This is a genomic window from Pseudahrensia aquimaris, assembly GCF_042676045.1.
GTDB classification, from domain to species: domain Bacteria; phylum Pseudomonadota; class Alphaproteobacteria; order Rhizobiales; family Rhizobiaceae; genus Pseudahrensia; species Pseudahrensia aquimaris.
The window spans coordinates 131,360-148,582 of sequence record NZ_JBHTJV010000009.1 but is presented as its reverse complement, the minus strand read 5'-3'; the positions used below and the strand labels follow the sequence as shown (position 1 = coordinate 148,582).

The following is a 17,223-nucleotide window of genomic DNA, read 5'->3' as shown; positions in this document are numbered from 1 at the left end:
TCTCGCCGTTACAAAAATGACTTTTCTTTAGGGAAGTATCTTGACGAGGCCCGTGCAAGCGGGCCTCTTTTCGTTATGGCTGGCGAAAAGATTTTTATTGGACCGAAACTGCGCGAATTGCGGCAGGCACGAGGGCTAACACAGGCAGAGCTGGCAAAGCAGCTGACGGTCTCGGCCAGCTATATCAACTTGGTTGAGCATAACCAGCGAAGCGCCTCGTTCAAATTTCTCATTCGCTTAACGGACCATTTCGGTATTGATTGGCGCGCGCTGGCAAACACCGATAATGGCATGTTGCTGTCTGACCTTCGGCGCATTTCCAACGATCCAGTGTTCGGCGACGCCAAGCCCGATGTCGAAGAGCTTCGCTCGGCGTTGGATAATGCGCCCAATCTCGTCACCGGGCTGTTGAACATCTACAACACCTATCGCAGCTACGGTGAGCGTTTGGCGGAAATCTCCGATGCTCAAGGTGCGGGTGGTGACAATCGCCTTTCCATTGAGCAGGGCGTTCACGACTTCTTTCGAAACAACAACAACCACTTTTCTGAGTTGGAAAAAGCTGCGCAGTCCTGCGGGATGGACGAAATCGAAGACCGGCAGGAAATGTATTCCAGCCTGCGGGCGTATCTCAGCGAGAAGCTGAACATCGGAATTGCGCACGCACAAAACGAAGTTTTGGGAACCACGGCTGCGCAGTTTGATTCAGGAACACGGCAGATTGTCTTGTCGGATGCGCTTGATCATCAAAACCAGGTTTTCCAACTGGCGCACATGATCGCGCAGATTGGATTTACAGATCTGCTCGATGCTCAATTGCCCGAAGCAATGCGTGAAAATGACGGGGCGGTTGCGCGACTGCGGCAGGAACTTGCCAATTATTTCGCTGCAGCTCTCATCATGCCGTATGATGCATTTCATGCTCAGGCGGTGCAGGCGAAATACGATATCGATTTGCTCACCACACGGTTTTCTGTTTCGTATGAAATGGTGTGCCATCGCCTCACCACGCTGCAACAGCCGGGTAAACGGGGAATTCCGTTTTTCTTTTTGCGCATTGATAGGGGTGGCAACGTCTCCAAACGGTTCAACGTTACGCCGATTGAACTTGCCCGTTACGGCGGGGCGTGCCCGCGTATGGATGTGCATTATTGTTTCCGTGTGCCAAGTCGGATTTTGACCCAAGTGGTCGAGATGCCTGATCACAGCCGTTATCTTACCGTAAACCGTACAGTGGATCGTCCGGCAGTGCGGTATTCAATGGAAGATAAGCGGCTTGCGGTTTCGCTCGGTTGTCCTGTCGAATACGCGCAAGAGACGGTTTATGGGCAGGGGGTGGACACGAATGCGCCGCGCATGATCACGCCCATTGGCGTGAATTGCCGACGTTGCCCACGCATGGACTGCGCCCAACGGGCACATGACCCGTTTTATGCTGATCTGAAACTCTCAGCCGACTAATCAACAGGCAGGCTGCTTGGGACCGATTCTGGCCGTCCGAGTGGCAGGCTTTGGGCACTCTTCCCTTCCAGCGCTCTGAGAAAGGCCAAGAGGTCTTCAATTTGATCATCGCGCAAGTTACGAGGCTCAATGTCGATCTTTGCGCGTTGGCGTGCCATCTCGCGTTTGTCTTTGGTAATGACGAAGTCTATTTCAGCCAACCAAGGTGCGGTTGGTAGATTGGCCAGATCGCGTGTCCAGCGGTCGAGAGCGTTCAGTGGATCAAGATGATGCTGGACTATACCGCGCAGTGTCGGATAGGCGCCATTGTGACCGTAGGGGGCCGTTAGTGTGACATTGCGCAAGGATGGTGTTCGGAAGCGGTAGGCGTCTTCCAGACGGTCACTTTCGCCCATTCGTCCAACGTCACGGGCTGCTGGATCGAAGAGCCGGGTTCTGCCGGGGCCAAAGGCTGGTAATGCAAGCGCATGGAAATTTTGGTCTGTGAACAGAGGGCCGGAATGGCAGGCTACGCAATTTCCATCGCCATAGAAGATATTCATGCCGCGTTTTTGGATGGGGGTAAGGGCGTTCGGATTGCCTTTGAGGTAATCGTCAAAGGGGCTATCGTAGCTCTGCCATTCCGTGCCGATGAAGGCGGCAAGCGCCTCCGCTATATCGATTTCGGAAATTTGTTCTGGCGATTCGATATGGTCGAAGGCAGTAACAAACATTATGCCATAGGCGGGTATGGTTCGTACGCGTTTGGCAACGATTGGCCAAACACGGTCAATGCGATCATGCGCAGCGCCGGCGACCTGATTTTCTTTTGGGTTCCCCGCCATTTCAAACTGCGCGGTCATCGGCAAAAGCGCTTGCGCTGCGAGCAGGCTGGAGAGGCCCTTGGGCAACCATTCTTCGGCGGGAGAATTGAAGCCGTTTTCGTAGAGGTCGGATTCTTCCAATCGACCATCGTGGAATAGAACGCGGATTTCTTTTGCACCGAGGTTCCACAGAGCGGGCGCGTTGCGGGGTATACGTTTGCGAATGCGATTTTCACCTTTGCCTGCGGTGCGTTTGGGGCCAACCCCCTCGCCGCCTTCTCCGATACCCAGTGAGAGGCCGTCTGTGCCGCCGTGCTTGTGGTGATGGCAGGTGCCGCAAGAAATGTTGCGATTGCCGGACAGAATTTTGTCGTAAAACAAAAGCTGACCGATACGTGCTTGCCTTGTGTCAAACGCGATGAAATCATCCTTGGTGAGTGGTCGCGGAAGATCGCTCGCCCGTGCGGACAGCACAAAAGCCAAGCCCAGTATCAGCGCGAGTATCAGCCTGCCATGCGCCATATCGTTTTTGCCCTGTGCCTCTTTTTCGCTGTTCCAGCCCGTGCGGAAATTGAAGCCGCTCGTGACCTTATGGACAAGGGCAAATTTAGTGAAGCGATGAAAGAGTTGTTGCCTGCTGCCCGCTCTGGCAACGCGGATGCGGAAGAGTTGATCGGTGTGATGTACGCAATGGGTCTGGGTGTAGAGCGCGATGACCGTCGCGCGTTTGAGTGGTATTTGCGCTCGTCCATGAAAGGGCACCCGGGCGCACAATCGGGTGTTGGTTGGTACTACGAAATTGGCCGCGGCATGGAATCACCTGATCTGGTGCGGGCCTATGTCTGGTACGTGCTCAGTGCTATTGGCGGCGATCCGGATGCGGCTATCAGCCAAGAAGAGGTCGTCAAGAAAATGACGCCGGAACAGATTGCCCAAGGCGATATCCTGATCGACGATTATCGGGTCTGGCTCTATCCGTTTCGTTAGGGCTAGGCTGTGGCGACTTTGATTTCGTGAGACTGGATCATGACCAAACTGCCCAAGCTGAAACTTCATCACGTTAACATCGCTAGCACAAATGTTCCGGAGATGGATCGCTTTTACCGTGAAGTGTTGGGGCTGGGCGACGAAGACCCGGCGGAACTGCCGCCTATTGCCAGCGATAATGAAGTCGTTGGCAAGGTTGCTTTTGTCACCGATGGGGACATTCAGATGCACCTCTCGCAAAAAGATGTGCTGAGCAGCTTCAAAACCGGAAAACTGGTCAATCCTCTTGAGCGTGGGCACATCGCCTACCGGACCGACGACATTGCCGCTTTCAAAGCCCATTTAGACGCGCAGGGTGTGCCTTATGCGGATTGGGGCAATGTCGCAGTAGCGGGTTGGCAGCAGATTTTCTTTTATGACCCAGAGGGCACGATCATCGAAGTGCATCAGGTTGGTGATGGGTGAATCGTAACACCACTGTCTGCTTTCACGCTAAAGCCCGGTTCGCTCATTGAGCTTCAGGATATCAATAATATCGAAAATGCCGCGCATTTCCTGAACAATGGTTCGCGTCTCTTCGACAAAGTTTTTCTCCTCCCAAACCGAAGCCACCTCAAAGTGGTTGTGCGCGCAGGGGATCATCAACAGCAGTTTGTTGTTGTAGAAGCTCGCTTCAAGCGACGTGCCTCCGTAATGATGCTGGAGTTTCAAGAGCCGCTCCATGAATGTGCTGGAGAGTAGGTAACGCGCTTCCACCTGATCATCTGAAAGGACTTCAAACTCTTTCTCGAAAACAGGATCTTCCAGTTCCACCCGCTCAAGCGTGGTGAAGCTGCTCTTGAACCAGTTTTTCACTTTGCCGCCATCGCGTCTGACGACCGTGTTGCTGGTGAAGTTTTTGGGCATACTTAGCAGGATGCAGATGCCGTTGAACTTGACGGTTTCGTTTCTGTGTTTGCCTTTGCTGATTTTTACTAACCGGGCTTCCACAAGCTCAATGTCAATGTCTTCGTATTCGCCTTTGACATAATCTTCCAACTCGGCCTTGTCGTGACCGGGAATAATTCTGGATCGTTCCAAGCTCTCAATGCTTATCGGGCTTTTTTCAGAATACGAGAAGCGATCGCCAAAGAATTCAAAAATCTTCGGGAAGACTTCGGCTTTCACTGAAGATCGAAACAGTTTGAGGGGCCGCGAAATCAGATACCAACATCCGGTGCCAACAAGAAAACAAAGAAATACGATGGGGTTGGCAGCGTCATTGAACAGCGCAAAACCACCAACGTTCGATGTCGAGTTGAAAGACATGGCTGCCCAAGTCGCCAGTGCCACCAAGACAATTGCCGCCGGGATGATGGTTGCCGCGGTGACCATCGTCTCCTTTACGGCTTCCTGCCGACGTTCCTCAAATTCCTCTGCATAGGGTTGTATTTCGGTTTCGAAATACAAATTCAATTCCTCATCGTCGTTCCAATATAAATCTGCGTGAACGGGTTTAAGCCGTTCCCCGAATGGGCGGTTGGATTGGACGAAAGTTGATCCAACGAACGTGTTCACCGCGCCGGCTCCGTGAGGAAGTCATCGGCGTTTATTGCTTTGCGTGCCTCTTCTTCAGCTGCGAAATGAGGCACTGCAGAAACGCCAGCCAGTTTTGCGATCAAGCTGCCAGGGAAAATTTCGACGGCATTGTTGAGTGCTGTCACAGCGGAGTTGAAGAAGCGGCGGCTGGCAGCGATGCGCGCTTCAACCTCGTTGAACGTTTGCATGGCTTGCACCATCGTTTGATCCGATTTCAGATCAGGATAGTTTTCCACCTGCACCATGAGCTGGCCCATCTTGGAGGAAATCATATCCTCTATGGAGAGCCGTGCACCTGATGTCTGCGGGTCAGGTGCTTGAGCAAGCTCTGCAACACGGGTGCGCAATTGTGTGATGTCTTCAAGCAAGCTGCGTTCATGGGTCATGAACTTTTGGGCCATGCGCAGCATGTTGGGGATGAGGTCCAGCCGCTGCTTCAAATGTGCGTCTATGGAGCCAAGTGCCTCCCGTACTTTGTTGCGGCGCATGATGATCTGAACGTACCAGACTGCCAAAACAACGGGCAGCAATCCCAAAACGCCAAACGCGATAACGTCCCAAACGCGATAGAAGCTCTCAACAAACATGAACATCCCCAAAAGTTACGGTCTTTGTTGTCGCTGATAGTGGGGGTGATGGGTTAAAGACTTTGAAAAAGAACTGAGGGGATGAAAAACGCCGTTAAAAAATGGTGAAGCGTCTGTGTGTAGTTATCTACTACAACAAAAAAGCCCCACCTTTCGGCGGGGCTTTGGAAGAGCGTAAGGAAAGTTGAACGGCTTAGTTCAGGTCTTTCATGTTCGCTTCTTTGATTTCGGCTTCTGCCTCGGTCACAGCAGCCGACAGGGCATCGAAGACTTCGCCGCCGCCTTTAACGTTGGCTTTGAACCAGTCAAACACCGGTGCTGCGGCTTCTTTGAAGGCTGCTTTTTCAGCAGGCGTTGGCACGTAGAGATCGCCGCCACCGGCAACGAATTCTTCGTAGGCCTTGATCGACTTGCGCTTGGGCGAGGCGAAGGTTGCCTGCTGAAGTGCCGCGAACCCGTCAACAACCACTTGGCGCATGTCTTCCGGCATGGCTTTGAACTTGTCGTTGTTCATCCACCACAGCGCGCCCATATAGGCGTGGCCATCGAGGGTCACGTATTTCAGCCCTGCATCGGGGAATTTCATGCCCATAATATCGGTGATGCCGTTTTTGGAGCCTTCAACAACGCCCGTCTGGAACGAGGTGAAGAGTTCCGGCCACGGGATCGGTGTTGGCGAAGCGCCCAGCGCTTTGACCAGCTCTTGCGGGAGGTCTGCAACGACGGTGCGGATTTTCAGGCCTTCCATGTCTTTTGGCATGGCGACGCGGCGTTTGGTGTTGGCAAAGTTGCGCCAGCCGCCCGTGTTGCCAATCGTCATCAGGCGGATTTTATCGCCTGAATCCTTCAGCGCCATGTCGCGGACTGTGCGGGTGAAGTCCGTGTCGGTGAGAACCTTTTCCGCGATGCGGTCGTTCGCCATCAGGTAGGGCAGATCGAGAACCTGCACGTAAGGAAACGCGCCTGCTGCACCGCCGGATGTGGAGATGTAGATGTCGATGGAACCGTCAGCGACGCCTTGCAGACACTCAGCGCCTTTGGAGCAAAGCTGCGTGCCGATGAAAAGCTCTACCGCGATTTTGCCATTGGAGGCCGCTTCGACGTAGTTCTTGAACACGACCAGACCATCATAATCTTCGTCGTTCTCGTTGGAATTCGCGGTGGCGCGCAGGGTGAAATCGGCTGCAAAAGCGGCCATAGCGCCGCCCAGTGATAGGGTAGCCGTCAGCGCGGCTATGCCGAGCTTTTTAGTTATGGAATTCATGGAAAGTCTCCTCCTGTTGCGGGCTTTTATGGCCCTTGTTTGAAATCGTAACACTGCCGCTTGCGCGGTCAACGGTTAGCTTTGCAGGCGCTCACATGAATGCCCTCAAAATTGGCCCAAAAAGATCGGCGTCTTTGACGAAGCCCAACCAAGTGGGAATGCCCAGCGAAATGATGGGGAAGTAGGTGATGAGAAAAATGACGAAAACTTCAACCGCCAGAAAAGGAAGTATGGCTTTGGATATGGCCTCCACCTTAACGCCGGACACCGAACTGGCCACGAACAGCACGAGCCCCATGGGGGGCGTTGCCAGCCCAACGGTGAGGTTTACCGACATAATCATGGCGAAGTGGACGGGGTGGATGCCGAGATTGATGAAGATTGGCGCGAGGATTGGACCAAGGATGATGATGGCCGGGCCAGCGTCCAGGAACATGCCGACTATGAAGAGCAGGATGTTGATCAGCAGCAGCAGCATCAGGGGATCGGACGTGAGCGTCAGGATCCACTGGGCGAGGTTCTCCGCTGCGTAGGAAAGCGACACCACCGTTTTGAACGCCATCGCAGCGCCGACGAGCAAAAGAACCACGGCAGATGTGATGGCCGACTTGATGAGCACATTCGACAATTCGCTCATTTTGAGGGTTCGCAAAACCAGCAGGCCAAGAAGGGCTGCATAGGCTACGGCCAGCGCAGAGGCTTCTGTTGGAGTAGCGATGCCACCCAAGATACCACCCAGAATGATGACGGGCGTGAGCAGGGGCAGCACGGCGCGTTTGGCTATCGTGCGGAATGTATCGGACACAAGGCGGCGCTGGATTTGAAAGAAGACTTCCGACACTGCAAAGGCGATGGCGAAAAAGATCCCGAAAGTGGCCCAATCGCGGTCGCCTTCGCTGGCTAGGACTTTGACCACCGCAGGATACAGAACGGTTGCGAGCATCAACCGTGCGATGATGCGGGCTGCCAGGTTTTCGCCTGCGCCGATGGAAACATCGTCGAGTAGCACGCGCTGCGCCGGTGGGTAATCATAGTGGTTTGCCATCAGCCGCGTGACAATCATCAGGCCGATACCGACCAGTGCGCCGGGAATGATGCCGCCTGCGAAGAGCGCTGCCACGGAAACTTCCATGACATAGGCGTAGATAATCATGATGCCCGAAGGCGGGATAATTGGACCGATGACCGAAGATGCAGCTGTGATGGCGGCAGCAAAGCGGCGGGTATAACCCTCCTTTTCCATCGCTGGAATGAGCATCGAGCCCAAAGCAGATGTGTCTGCTACCGCCGAGCCGGACATTCCGGCAAACAGCATGGATGAGAGAATGTTCACCTGCGCCAGCCCACCGCGCACGGAACCGATGATGGCTTGGGAAAACGACACGAGGCGTTCGGTGATGCCTCCGCGGTTCATCAGTTCGCCAGCCAGCATGAAGAACGGTATCGCCAGCAGCACACCGTTGTCGATGCCGTTGAAGATGTTTCGGTACATGAGCGCGATATCGCGCTCCTGGCCGTTGAGATAGAGCATGATGCCCGGCGCTGCGAGCATGGCAAAGAAGACGGGAACGCCGATCAGCAGGAAAATGAGAAACAGCGGCAGGAACCAGACCAGCATATCAGTCTCCCACCATCGACATGGGCGATTGCGGCGCGGGGAAGTCCTCATCGCTCCAGATCAAGCGACCAATGGCGCGCAGGATAAGTTCCACTGATACCGAAATCAGCATGACCATCAGCACCGACATGGCCAGATAAACATAAGCGGTGCGGAATTGCAGTTCGGTGCCCAGCAACTGGTTGATGCCGCTGTCTTGCAGCAGTCGGTTGAGGCCGGAGGAATCAAACAACAGCGGTGCCGAGAAATGCGCCCAAGCGTGGCCAAGCATGACAATCATTACAATCAGCGACAGACCCATAATTGCAAGCATGAGAAGTGCGCGAATGCGCGGCGGCAGCAGGTCCGGCAGCATGTCTATGGAGACGAAACCGGCGTAGCGATAAGCTGAAGGCGCGACGAGTGCCATCATCCAGATCATCAGGGCGCGGGCGGCTTCTTCCGGCCAGGGAAGGGCGTTGTTGAGAACGTAGCGGTAGAAGATTTGCAGCAGGACGGCAGCTACCATCAGCGCCATGGCGACAGCGCCGATGCCACGGCCCCAGCGCAGAACGCGGGCGTTTATCCCTCCCAACAAGCCGATGAGGCTTTGCAAAACGTTCAACTGTTATCCTCCCCAGGATGGCCACCTCCCGTGGCCGTTGTTGATGCAAGCACGTCAGCCGCCCGTGTGGAAGCCTCCAAATGCTCCGTCGGCGAAGACCAGTGCCTCGCCGTGATTTTTTACAAAGCTGTGAACTTGTCCGACGATGATAAGATGATCGCCAGCGTCGTGGGCGGCGCTGGTTGTACAGTCGAAGCGGGCAACAGTGTTTTCGATCAGTGGCACGCCATTTGCGTCCAGCTCCCACTCACAGCAGTGAAAGGCCGCACCGTCTTTTGCGAAAGCGAGTGCAAGGTCTTGCTGGTCGCGTTCCAGCACATGGATTGCGAAATGCTTTGCTTCTGCAAAGGATGGGTATCGGCCTGATGATTTTGCAAGCGACCACAGGACGAGCGCGGGGTCGAGAGAAACGGAGGCAAAGGAGTTGACCGTCATGCCAATGGGGCCATTGCTGCCGTTTGCGGTGATGATTGTCACTCCGGTCGCGAAAGCGCCCAATGCGTTGCGGTAAGCGCGTTGATTGTCCGCCGATGGCGTCAGCATCTCGGCACGCGGGCGTTGCACCTCGATTGTGTCTTCGGTTGTGGTCATCGTGTTTGCCGTCGCATCCATCACGCTACCTCGCGGCCGAGGGCAAGGGTGTAGATTTCAAACCATGTCTGGCGATCCATGTTGACCCTGAGTGCGTCGGAGAAGTCTTTCATGCGGTCAATCTTGTTCGTGCCCATGACGGGCAGGATTTTGGATGGGTGGGCCAGCAGCCAAGCCACAGCAAGCGCGTCAACACCAACGCCATGATCGGAAGCAATGCGCTTCATCCCGTCCCGAAGCGCCTTGGTGTCTGCGTTGCCCTCGTCGAACAGCGCACCGCCCGCCAGCGGCGACCAAGCCATTGGCGAGACGCCGTGCTGCTGGTGGAAGGCAATATCGCCGTTGGTGAAAGCTTCGTGAGCCAGAACCGAAATCTCGATTTGGTTGGTGACAAGTTTGTTGCTCATCGCCGATTGCAGCAGGTTCCAATCGTGGGGCTTAAAGTTCGACACGCCGATTGAGCCAACTTTGCCGGATGATACCGCAGCATCAAGAGCCGCACCCGTTTCATGGTGGTCCATCATCGGGTCGGGGCGGTGGATCAGCAGAAGGTTGATGTGGTCGATGTTCATCAGCCGCAGTGAATGGTCGATAGACGCGCCAATGTGATGGGCGGATGTGTCGTAGTACTTCACCCGCGCATCAGCGTAGCGGCCAGCGGGGGCCACGATATCGCATTTGGTGACGATCTCGACTTTATCGCGCAGCGATGGGGACTGTTTAAAGCAAGAGCCCAGCAATTCCTCGGCCTCATAGCCGCCGTAGATGTCCGCCTGGTCCATCGTGGTGATGCCTTGCTCCAGGCACGCTTCTATCTTGGCCTGAATGTGAACGGGGGACGTGTCGGGATCGTCGCCCAAGCGCCACATGCCGTAGACGATGCGGCTCATTTCGAGCGAGTCGTTGAACTTGATGCGCTGCATTATTTTCTCTCTCCCACGCCCAGCGGCGTGTTGGGGGTGGCGGCGGGAACGCGGCCCTGAAGCTGAGGCATGGAACAGGTTTCCAGATGCGGCAGAACGAGTTTGCCGAAATGCTCACATTCTTCCATGTGCGGATAGCCGGAGAAGATGAAAGCGCGGATGCCCATTTTTTTGTAGTCTTCGATCTCCGACAGGATTTGATCGGCAGAGCCAACCAAGGCCGCACCGCAGCCGGAGCGGGCGCGGCCAACGCCCGTCCACAAATGCGGCTCGATATAGCCTTCGAGGTCAGCCAGTTCACGGTTTTTTGCTTGGTGCGACACGCCAAGCGACGCGGCGTCCAGCGCCCGTTCGCGGATGAGCTTGCCCTGTTCGTCATCGAGTTTCGAGACGAGTTCGCGGGCGTATTCGCGGGCCTCTTGTTCGGTGTCGCGCACGATCATGTGGACGCGCAGGCCGTAGTCGAGCACGCGGCCATAATGGGCGGCGCGTTCGTGGACAGCTTTCATGCGCTCTGCCAGCTCTTCCTTTTTCTCCGGCCACATCAGATAGACGTCGCAATGCTCGCCGCATAGATCGAGCGCGGGAGGGGAATAGCCGCCGAAATAAAGAAGCGGACCGCCGTTTTGTTGATAGGGACGGGCAGGATCGGTGGTCAGACCCTCGAATTGGTAGACTTCGCCTTGGTGGTTGATTTCATCCTGCGTCCACGCCTGCTTCAGAATTTCCACTACTTCGCGGGAGCGTTGGTAGCGATGGGCGCTGTCTTCTTTTTGGCCGGGGAAGTCGGACGAGATGATGTTGACCGTCAGTCGACCCTTTAGCATGTGATCGAGTGTAGCGATGGTGCGGGCCAGCATGATCGGCTGCATCTCGCCGCAGCGGACGGCGGCCAGCATGTTGATGTTTTTCGTCAGCGGCGCGTTGCCGGCCACGAAGGTCAGTGTGTCTTGGCCCACCTGATAGGACGAGGGACACAGGATGTTGCGGAAGCCCAACTCGTCGGCGCGGCGAATGATGGCGGAGGTGTTTTCCCAAGACGAGCGCAATTCACCTTCGGGTTGGCCCAAATAGCGGTAGTCGTCCGAACACAGGGGCGCGAACCACGAGACTTCTGCGGCCGTTGTATCGGCTGATCGGATGGGAACGATGGACATTTTGCGTGCGCTCTCAAGCGGAATAATTGCGTTACCGGTCCGCCTGTGTATCAAATGCAGAACCATGTATCAATCGTGTATCAATTATGAGTGAAACACTAACCCCATTCAGCGCCCGGCCCGGCCGCTTACCACTCCATGTTCAGGTCAGCGAGTTGCTGGCGCGGGACATTCAGGCGGGTATTTTGGCTGATGGGGAAAAGCTGGAACCGGAGCGGGAAATGGCGGCGCAGCTCGGCGTTGCCGTGGGCACGTTGCGCAAGGCGCTGGGTGATTTGACGGAAAAGGGTTTGCTCGAACGCGTGCAAGGATCGGGCAACTACGTGCGCCGTTCGAAAGAGGCGCAGACCATCTACGGCTTTTTTCATCTGGAGAAGATCGGCGGCGGCGGTTTGCCGAGCGCTGATGTTCTCTCGGTTGATGCCATGGAGAAACCTGACGATCTGCCCCACTTTGGGCGCTCTAAGGAGGTTCTGCGGATCAGGCGCTTGCGGAGGTTGAGTGGCGTTGATGCTGCGCTGGAGGAAATCTGGCTGGATGGGCGGTTTTCCCAAGGGGTGGATATGCGCGATTTGCCGGATTCTCTTTACGTCTATTACCGTGAGAGGTTGGGCCTTTGGGTCATGCGGGCGGAAGATTCGGTTTCTGTTGCTCCGGTGCCGGATTGGCGACCGGACGGATTCGGCAGCGAAGAGCCAGCGATTTGGGGATATGTTGAACGCCAAGGCTTTGACCCTGAGAATGTGAGTGCGGAATATTCCAGAACGTGGTTTGACCCCAGCACGACGCGCTATATCGCGCGGTGGAGCTAGAACAAGATGACTTTGCGCTATGGCATGATCGGCTGCGGAATGATGGGCCAAGAGCACATCCGCAACATCCAATTGCTGGACGATACCGCAATCACCGCGATTGTGGAGCCGGACGCTGACATGCGCGCTGCGGCGCGGGCTCTGGTGCTGGATGTTGAATTTGAGGACACGCTTGAAGGTCTTGTGCGCCGCGATGATGTGGATTGCCTCGTCATCGTTAGCCCGAATTATCAGCACGCGGATCAATTGCGCCGCATTGCTGCCATCCGAGCGCTGCCGATTTTGTGTGAAAAGCCGCTGATCACCGATCCGGCAGATGAAGCGATCATCACGAAGCTACAATCGGATTATGCCGCGCCAATCTGGGTGGCGATGGAATATCGGTATATGCCGCCCATCGCGGCGCTCATTGAAGAAGCTGCGGATGCGACCGGTGGCATCAAGATGCTGACCATCCGCGAACACCGCTTTCCGTTTTTGCCGAAAGTGGGCGACTGGAACCGCTTCAATGCAAAGTCTGGCGGCACGTTGGTGGAAAAGTGCTGCCACTTTTTCGATCTTATGCGGCTTATCTTACAAAGCGAGCCAGTGCGTGTGATGGCCTCTGCCGGCCAAGCGGTGAACCATCTGGATGAGGTTTACGACGGCCAGCGTTCTGACATTTGGGACAATGGATATGTGATCGTCGATTTCGCCAACGGTGCTCGTGCCATGCTGGAATTGTGCATGTTTGCGGAAGGATCGGATTATCAGGAAATGGTCACGGCTCTTGGGCCGAAAGGCAAAATCGAGTGTTTTGTGCCGGGTCCGGGGCGCTTTTGGCCTGCTGAGCGCGGTCCCGCGCCTGTGCCTAAGCTGTTGGTGAGTCCGCGCGATCCGCAGGGGATGATCGAAAAGCCCATTCCTGTCGACCCGACCCTGTTGGAAGCGGGGGATCACAACGGATCGACCTTCTACCAGCACCAACGATTTCACGCGATGGTGTTGAAGGGGGGTGAACCAGAAGTGGGGTTGAACGACGGTTTGCTGGCCGTGAAGATCGGCATGGCGGCGCAACAATCTGCGTTGACCGGACAGGCCGTGGAATTGTGAGGACATAGTGATGAAAAGCGAAGAGCGGTTGCAGGCGCTGCAAGGCCAAATGGCCAAGGCAGGCGTTGATCTCACGGCACTGGGGCCAGGCGCGCATATGCAATATTTGCTTGGCTTTGCGCCACACCCCGATGAACGGCCTTGCTTGCTGCTCGTTTCAGCCAACGGTTCAACCATGCTGATGCCGTCGCTTAACGCCGATGGCTCGCGGGAACATACCGATCAGAGTTTCCATATGTGGGCGGACGCCGATGGGCCGGACACTGCGCTGAAGACGGCTTTGGCAGATATTGGCGCAGGAAACGCAGAAACGATTTCGCTGGATGAAACCATGCGGGCTGACTTTGCGCTGTTGCTTAAAGATCATCTCCCTAATGCTCGTCACGTCTTCACGGAAGCTACGGTCGGTGCGTTACGGATGTGCAAAGACGAGGACGAATATGCTGTCTTAAAGCGCAATGCTTTGCTGAATGACCGTGCTTTCCTTGCTGCAGCTGAGGCGATCAAGCCTGGCATGAGCGAGTTGGAAATTGCGGCAGTGGTTCGTGAGGCGCATGGGACCGAAGATGGACGCACAGAGTTTTGTATTGTTGGTGCAGGCGGCAACGGCGCCTTTCCCCATCACGCAACGGGCGAGCGGAAGGTTGCGGCTGGCGATGCAATCGTCGTTGACATCGGTGCGCGCAAAGATGGCTTTCCAAGTGACATGACGCGCATGGTGGTCGTTGGTGAGCCGCCAGAGGGTTATGAGGAAGTTCACTCGGTTGTTGAAGCTGCTGTGCAAGCAGCTATGGCAGCAGCACGGCCCGGTGTTGAGGCTCGTGTCGTGGACAAGGCGGCACGCGATGTGATCTCGGCAGCGGGTTACGGCGACTATTTCATGCACCGCACGGGGCATGGCTTGGGCATCGAGGTTCACGAGCCGCCTTATATCACATCCACGTCGAAAACCGTGCTTCAGGAAGGCGCTGTGTTTTCCATCGAGCCGGGCATCTATCTGTCGGGTCGTTTTGGTATCAGGCTGGAAGACATTGTTATCCTGCGGGCTGACGGGCCGGAGATTTTGTCTGGCTTGTCGCGCGATTTTGTGACGGTGGCGGTTTAGTCTTTGCGCTCGTGCGCTGGAAGAATCGTTCCGACGCAATCGCCAAAACCGATCGTGTAGCCATCGCCCCTCGCTTTGCCTGTAAGCGTGAGCGTGTCGCCGTCTTGGAGGAATGTGCGCGTCTCGCCATTGTCCAAGGTGACAGGTTCTTTACCGCCCCAAGACATTTCCAGCAGACTTCCAAATTCATGTTTTTCGCTGCCGGAAATTGTCCCGCTCCCCAACAGGTCGCCGGTGCGCATGGGACAGCCGGAGGATGAGTGGTGTGCGAGTTGTTGGGCGGCGGAATAATATAGCTCGCGCATGTTGGTATGGCTGAGAACGGATGTCTTTTGGCCTTGCGGCGCGAGCGAGACGGCGAGGTCGATGTCGTAGAGCATTGGCCCGGTGTCTTTGAGGTGATCGAGTAACGCCACTTCGCGGGGTGGCGTATCGATCCGGAAATGTTCGAGCGCAGCCTTGGTGACGATCCAGGGACTGATGGTCGTGGCCGTCGCTTTTGATTGAAAAGGGCCAAGCGGCTGGTATTCCCACGCTTGAATGTCGCGCGCTGACCAATCGTTCAGCAGGACGTAGCCAAAAATCGCTGCATCGGCTTCATCGACGCTGAGCGGATTGTTTGATGGCGTGCCGACGATAGCACCGATCTCCAGTTCCAGATCAAAGCGCTCGCAAGGCGCGAAGCGTGGCGTTTCGTCGTTTGGACCTTTCAATTGGCCCCATGGGCGGTGAACGGGTGTGCCGGAGACAACCACGGATGACGCGCGGCCGTTATAACCAATGGGTATGTGCAGCCAGTTCGGCGGTAGGGCGTTTTCCGCGCCGCGAAACATGGTGCCCACATTCACTGCATGGTTTCGCCCCGCATAGAAATCGGTGAATTCCGCCACGTTGAAGGGCATGTGCAGTGTCGCGTCTTTCTGGGAAACGAGATGCGGGCGCAAGGTGTTTGCTTGGGTGCTTGCTTCGGACAGCAGCGCAGTGAGTTCCTGTCGCAAGCGGCTCCATTCTGCGCTGCCAAGGGCCATGAAGTCGTTCCATGTAGGATGCGCAAAGGCTCCACCGAATGACACGATACCTGCCTCTTCCAGCGCACGCACATCAAGTATCTCATTGCCAATGGCAACGCCGCAGCGCGCGTCTTCTTTTGCGGTGGAAAAGACGCCATAGGGCAGATTGTTGAGCGGGAAAGGGTGGTTGGCGCTGTTGGCGCTTTCCACCCAAGAGCGTGTCAGCTTGGTCATGTTTGCAATCTACTTTTTGCCCGATGTGCCGTCGAACTTCTTCTCTAGGCTTTCCCAGCAATCGATGTAGTCGTCTTGCAGCGGGGCTTCCTTGCCGGCGAATTCGGTCAGGTGTTGGGGGAAGCGGGTCTCGAACATGAAGGACATGGTGTTGTCGAGTTTTTCCGCCTTCAACTCCGCATTGCTTGCGCCCTCGAAAGCGGTTTTGTCGGGTCCGTGGGGCAGCATCATGTTGTGGAGCGAAATGCCGCCGGGAATGAAGCCTTTGGGCTTGGCATCGTACTGGCCGTAAATGTTGCCCATCAATTCCGACATGATGTTTTTGTGATACCACGGCGGGCGGAATGTATTTTCCGCCACCATCCAGCGTTCGCGGAACAGCACGAAATCGATATTGGCCGTGCCGGGTTGGCCCGATGGTGCTGTGAGCACGGTGAAGATCGACGGGTCTGGATGGTCGAACAGGACCGCGCCGACGGGGCAATAGCTGCGCAGATCGTATTTCACGGGTGCGTAATTGCCGTGCCATGCGACGACGTCCAGCGGGGAATGGCCGATTTTGGTTTCATGGAATTGGCCGCACCATTTGATAGTGACCGTTGACGGCGTTTCGCGGTCTTCGAAGGCGGCGACGGGTGCTTTGAAGTCGCGCGGATTGGCCATGCAGTTTGCGCCGATGGGGCCGCGGCCCGGAAGTTCGAATTTCTGTCCGTAGTTTTCGCAAACGAAACCGCGGCAGGGGGCTTCCAACACTTCAACACGGTAGACGAGGCCGCGCGGAATGATGGCGATTTCCTTCGGTTCCAGATCAATGATTCCTAGCTCGGTGCAAAAGCGTAGGCGGCCTTCTTGCGGCACAACCAGCAGTTCGCTGTCAGCGCTGTAGAAATAGGCGTCTTCCATGCTCTGCGTGACCAGATAGACGTGAGCGGCCATGCCGATCTGCGTGTTCACGTCGCCCGCGGTGGTCATGGTGCGCATTCCCGTCAGCCAGGTGAGCTTTTCCTCGGTATGGGGAAGCGGATCCCAACGGTATTGACCCAGACTGGTGACGTCTTGGGGAATATGTGGTGCAGATTTCCAGAAGGGCAGACTGATTTTCTCATATCGGTGTGAATGCTTCACCGATGGACGGATGCGGTAGCACCATGTCCGCTCGGGGCGCACATCTGTAAACGCCGTGCCACTCAATTGCTCGCCGTAGAGGCCGTAGTTGCACTTTTGCGGGCTGTTCATGCCCTGCGGCAGTGCGCCGGGCAGGGCTTCCGTCTCATAGTCGTTTCCGAAGCCCGGCATATAGCCTTCATGGGGGCCGGGCAGGGACGGGGCTTGGATCATCTGGTCGCGCTGGACATGGGTGTTCATGGTCGCCTCGCTGGTTTGAGCATCTGGTTTCA

At 55.9% G+C, this 17,223-nt stretch carries 17 protein-coding genes; 6 read left to right on the top strand and 11 right to left on the bottom strand.

Annotated elements, in window-relative coordinates; all coding sequences use genetic code 11:
* The first annotated feature begins 75 nt into the window (after window positions 1–75).
* Window positions 76–1,461 carry a short-chain fatty acyl-CoA regulator family protein gene (locus tag ACFQ14_RS09550; RefSeq protein WP_377212507.1) on the top strand — a complete coding sequence of 462 codons (1,386 nt, stop codon included), beginning with the start codon at window positions 76–78 and terminating at the stop codon, window positions 1,459–1,461.
* On the opposite strand, the gene ACFQ14_RS09545 is transcribed toward ACFQ14_RS09550, so the two are convergent.
* Entirely contained in the window at window positions 1,458–2,786 is a 1,329-nt protein-coding gene (locus ACFQ14_RS09545; protein WP_377212506.1) for a cytochrome-c peroxidase, read from the bottom strand. The two genes, ACFQ14_RS09550 and ACFQ14_RS09545, sit on opposite strands and share 4 nt — an antisense overlap.
* Here ACFQ14_RS09545 and ACFQ14_RS09540 point away from each other — a divergent pair.
* Both ACFQ14_RS09540 and ACFQ14_RS09535 read left to right on the top strand, forming a co-directional pair.
* Complete coding sequence (locus tag ACFQ14_RS09540) at window positions 2,778–3,251, top strand: tetratricopeptide repeat protein (RefSeq protein WP_377212505.1); 474 nt, start codon at window positions 2,778–2,780, stop codon at window positions 3,249–3,251. The two genes, ACFQ14_RS09545 and ACFQ14_RS09540, sit on opposite strands and share 9 nt — an antisense overlap.
* 39 nt (window positions 3,252–3,290) lie before the next feature.
* The gene (locus ACFQ14_RS09535; RefSeq protein ID WP_377212504.1) at window positions 3,291–3,716 is read left to right on the top strand and encodes a VOC family protein; all 426 of its coding nucleotides are present in this window, start codon (window positions 3,291–3,293) and stop codon (window positions 3,714–3,716) included.
* A gap of 27 nt (window positions 3,717–3,743) precedes the next feature.
* On the opposite strand, the gene ACFQ14_RS09530 is transcribed toward ACFQ14_RS09535, so the two are convergent.
* The 8 genes from ACFQ14_RS09530 to ACFQ14_RS09495 form a co-directional block, all read right to left on the bottom strand.
* The gene (locus ACFQ14_RS09530) at window positions 3,744–4,808 is read right to left on the bottom strand and encodes a DUF3137 domain-containing protein (RefSeq protein ID WP_377212503.1); all 1,065 of its coding nucleotides are present in this window, start codon (window positions 4,806–4,808) and stop codon (window positions 3,744–3,746) included.
* A complete protein-coding gene (locus ACFQ14_RS09525; protein ID WP_377212502.1) occupies window positions 4,805–5,416 on the bottom strand; it encodes a LemA family protein in 612 nt (203 codons plus the stop codon). The genes ACFQ14_RS09530 and ACFQ14_RS09525 overlap by 4 nt, the downstream gene beginning before the upstream one ends.
* A 193-nt stretch (window positions 5,417–5,609) precedes the next feature.
* Window positions 5,610–6,680 (bottom strand): TRAP transporter substrate-binding protein, encoded by a 1,071-nt coding sequence (locus tag ACFQ14_RS09520; RefSeq protein WP_377212501.1) that lies wholly within the window; start codon window positions 6,678–6,680, stop codon window positions 5,610–5,612.
* A gap of 91 nt (window positions 6,681–6,771) precedes the next feature.
* Window positions 6,772–8,298, bottom strand: a complete 1,527-nt coding sequence (locus ACFQ14_RS09515; RefSeq protein WP_377212500.1) for a TRAP transporter large permease — start codon at window positions 8,296–8,298, stop codon at window positions 6,772–6,774.
* Between the two features lies 1 nt (window position 8,299).
* Window positions 8,300–8,902 (bottom strand): TRAP transporter small permease, encoded by a 603-nt coding sequence (locus tag ACFQ14_RS09510; RefSeq protein WP_377212499.1) that lies wholly within the window; start codon window positions 8,900–8,902, stop codon window positions 8,300–8,302.
* Between the two features lie 54 nt (window positions 8,903–8,956).
* Window positions 8,957–9,493 carry a flavin reductase family protein gene (locus ACFQ14_RS09505; RefSeq protein WP_377212498.1) on the bottom strand — a complete coding sequence of 179 codons (537 nt, stop codon included), beginning with the start codon at window positions 9,491–9,493 and terminating at the stop codon, window positions 8,957–8,959.
* A 20-nt stretch (window positions 9,494–9,513) separates the two neighbouring features.
* Entirely contained in the window at window positions 9,514–10,416 is a 903-nt protein-coding gene (locus tag ACFQ14_RS09500; protein WP_377212497.1) for an aldo/keto reductase, read from the bottom strand.
* Window positions 10,416–11,573 carry an LLM class flavin-dependent oxidoreductase gene (locus ACFQ14_RS09495; RefSeq protein ID WP_377212496.1) on the bottom strand — a complete coding sequence of 386 codons (1,158 nt, stop codon included), beginning with the start codon at window positions 11,571–11,573 and terminating at the stop codon, window positions 10,416–10,418. Before ACFQ14_RS09495 ends, ACFQ14_RS09500 begins: the two co-directional genes overlap by 1 nt.
* Window positions 11,574–11,659: 86 nt before the next feature.
* Here ACFQ14_RS09495 and ACFQ14_RS09490 point away from each other — a divergent pair, with 86 nt between their 5' ends.
* The 3 genes from ACFQ14_RS09490 to ACFQ14_RS09480 are packed head-to-tail and all read left to right on the top strand — an operon-like array spanning window position 11,660 to window position 14,582.
* A complete protein-coding gene (locus ACFQ14_RS09490) occupies window positions 11,660–12,385 on the top strand; it encodes a GntR family transcriptional regulator (RefSeq protein ID WP_377212495.1) in 726 nt (241 codons plus the stop codon).
* 6 nt (window positions 12,386–12,391) lie between these two features.
* Window positions 12,392–13,477: a Gfo/Idh/MocA family protein gene (locus tag ACFQ14_RS09485; RefSeq protein ID WP_377212494.1), complete on the top strand. Its 1,086-nt coding sequence runs from the start codon at window positions 12,392–12,394 to the stop codon at window positions 13,475–13,477.
* Window positions 13,478–13,487: 10 nt separating this feature from the next.
* A complete protein-coding gene (locus ACFQ14_RS09480) occupies window positions 13,488–14,582 on the top strand; it encodes a M24 family metallopeptidase (protein WP_377212493.1) in 1,095 nt (364 codons plus the stop codon).
* Here ACFQ14_RS09480 and fahA read toward each other — a convergent pair.
* Window positions 14,579–15,826 (bottom strand): fumarylacetoacetase, encoded by a 1,248-nt coding sequence (gene fahA / locus ACFQ14_RS09475; RefSeq protein WP_377212492.1) that lies wholly within the window; start codon window positions 15,824–15,826, stop codon window positions 14,579–14,581. The two genes, ACFQ14_RS09480 and fahA, sit on opposite strands and share 4 nt — an antisense overlap.
* 9 nt (window positions 15,827–15,835) lie before the next feature.
* Window positions 15,836–17,191: a homogentisate 1,2-dioxygenase gene (hmgA, locus tag ACFQ14_RS09470; protein WP_377212491.1), complete on the bottom strand. Its 1,356-nt coding sequence runs from the start codon at window positions 17,189–17,191 to the stop codon at window positions 15,836–15,838.
* Window positions 17,192–17,223: the final 32 nt, after the last annotated feature.

Bases quoted from the DNA above. Each gene is read 5' to 3' on its own strand.
- ACFQ14_RS09550 (WP_377212507.1), top strand. From the start codon at position 76: ATGGCTGGCGAAAAGATTTTTATTGGACCGAAACTGCGCGAATTGCGG.
- ACFQ14_RS09540 (WP_377212505.1), top strand. From the start codon at position 2,778: ATGCGCCATATCGTTTTTGCCCTGTGCCTCTTTTTCGCTGTTCCAGCC.
- ACFQ14_RS09545 (WP_377212506.1), bottom strand. From the start codon at position 2,786: ATGGCGCATGGCAGGCTGATACTCGCGCTGATACTGGGCTTGGCTTTT.
- ACFQ14_RS09535 (WP_377212504.1), top strand. From the start codon at position 3,291: ATGACCAAACTGCCCAAGCTGAAACTTCATCACGTTAACATCGCTAGC.
- ACFQ14_RS09525 (WP_377212502.1), bottom strand. From the start codon at position 5,416: ATGTTTGTTGAGAGCTTCTATCGCGTTTGGGACGTTATCGCGTTTGGC.
- ACFQ14_RS09520 (WP_377212501.1), bottom strand. From the start codon at position 6,680: ATGAATTCCATAACTAAAAAGCTCGGCATAGCCGCGCTGACGGCTACC.
- ACFQ14_RS09515 (WP_377212500.1), bottom strand. From the start codon at position 8,298: ATGCTGGTCTGGTTCCTGCCGCTGTTTCTCATTTTCCTGCTGATCGGC.
- ACFQ14_RS09505 (WP_377212498.1), bottom strand. From the start codon at position 9,493: ATGACCACAACCGAAGACACAATCGAGGTGCAACGCCCGCGTGCCGAG.
- ACFQ14_RS09500 (WP_377212497.1), bottom strand. From the start codon at position 10,416: ATGCAGCGCATCAAGTTCAACGACTCGCTCGAAATGAGCCGCATCGTC.
- ACFQ14_RS09495 (WP_377212496.1), bottom strand. From the start codon at position 11,573: ATGTCCATCGTTCCCATCCGATCAGCCGATACAACGGCCGCAGAAGTC.
- ACFQ14_RS09490 (WP_377212495.1), top strand. From the start codon at position 11,660: ATGAGTGAAACACTAACCCCATTCAGCGCCCGGCCCGGCCGCTTACCA.
- ACFQ14_RS09485 (WP_377212494.1), top strand. From the start codon at position 12,392: ATGACTTTGCGCTATGGCATGATCGGCTGCGGAATGATGGGCCAAGAG.
- ACFQ14_RS09480 (WP_377212493.1), top strand. From the start codon at position 13,488: ATGAAAAGCGAAGAGCGGTTGCAGGCGCTGCAAGGCCAAATGGCCAAG.
- fahA (WP_377212492.1), bottom strand. From the start codon at position 15,826: ATGACCAAGCTGACACGCTCTTGGGTGGAAAGCGCCAACAGCGCCAAC.
- hmgA (WP_377212491.1), bottom strand. From the start codon at position 17,191: ATGAACACCCATGTCCAGCGCGACCAGATGATCCAAGCCCCGTCCCTG.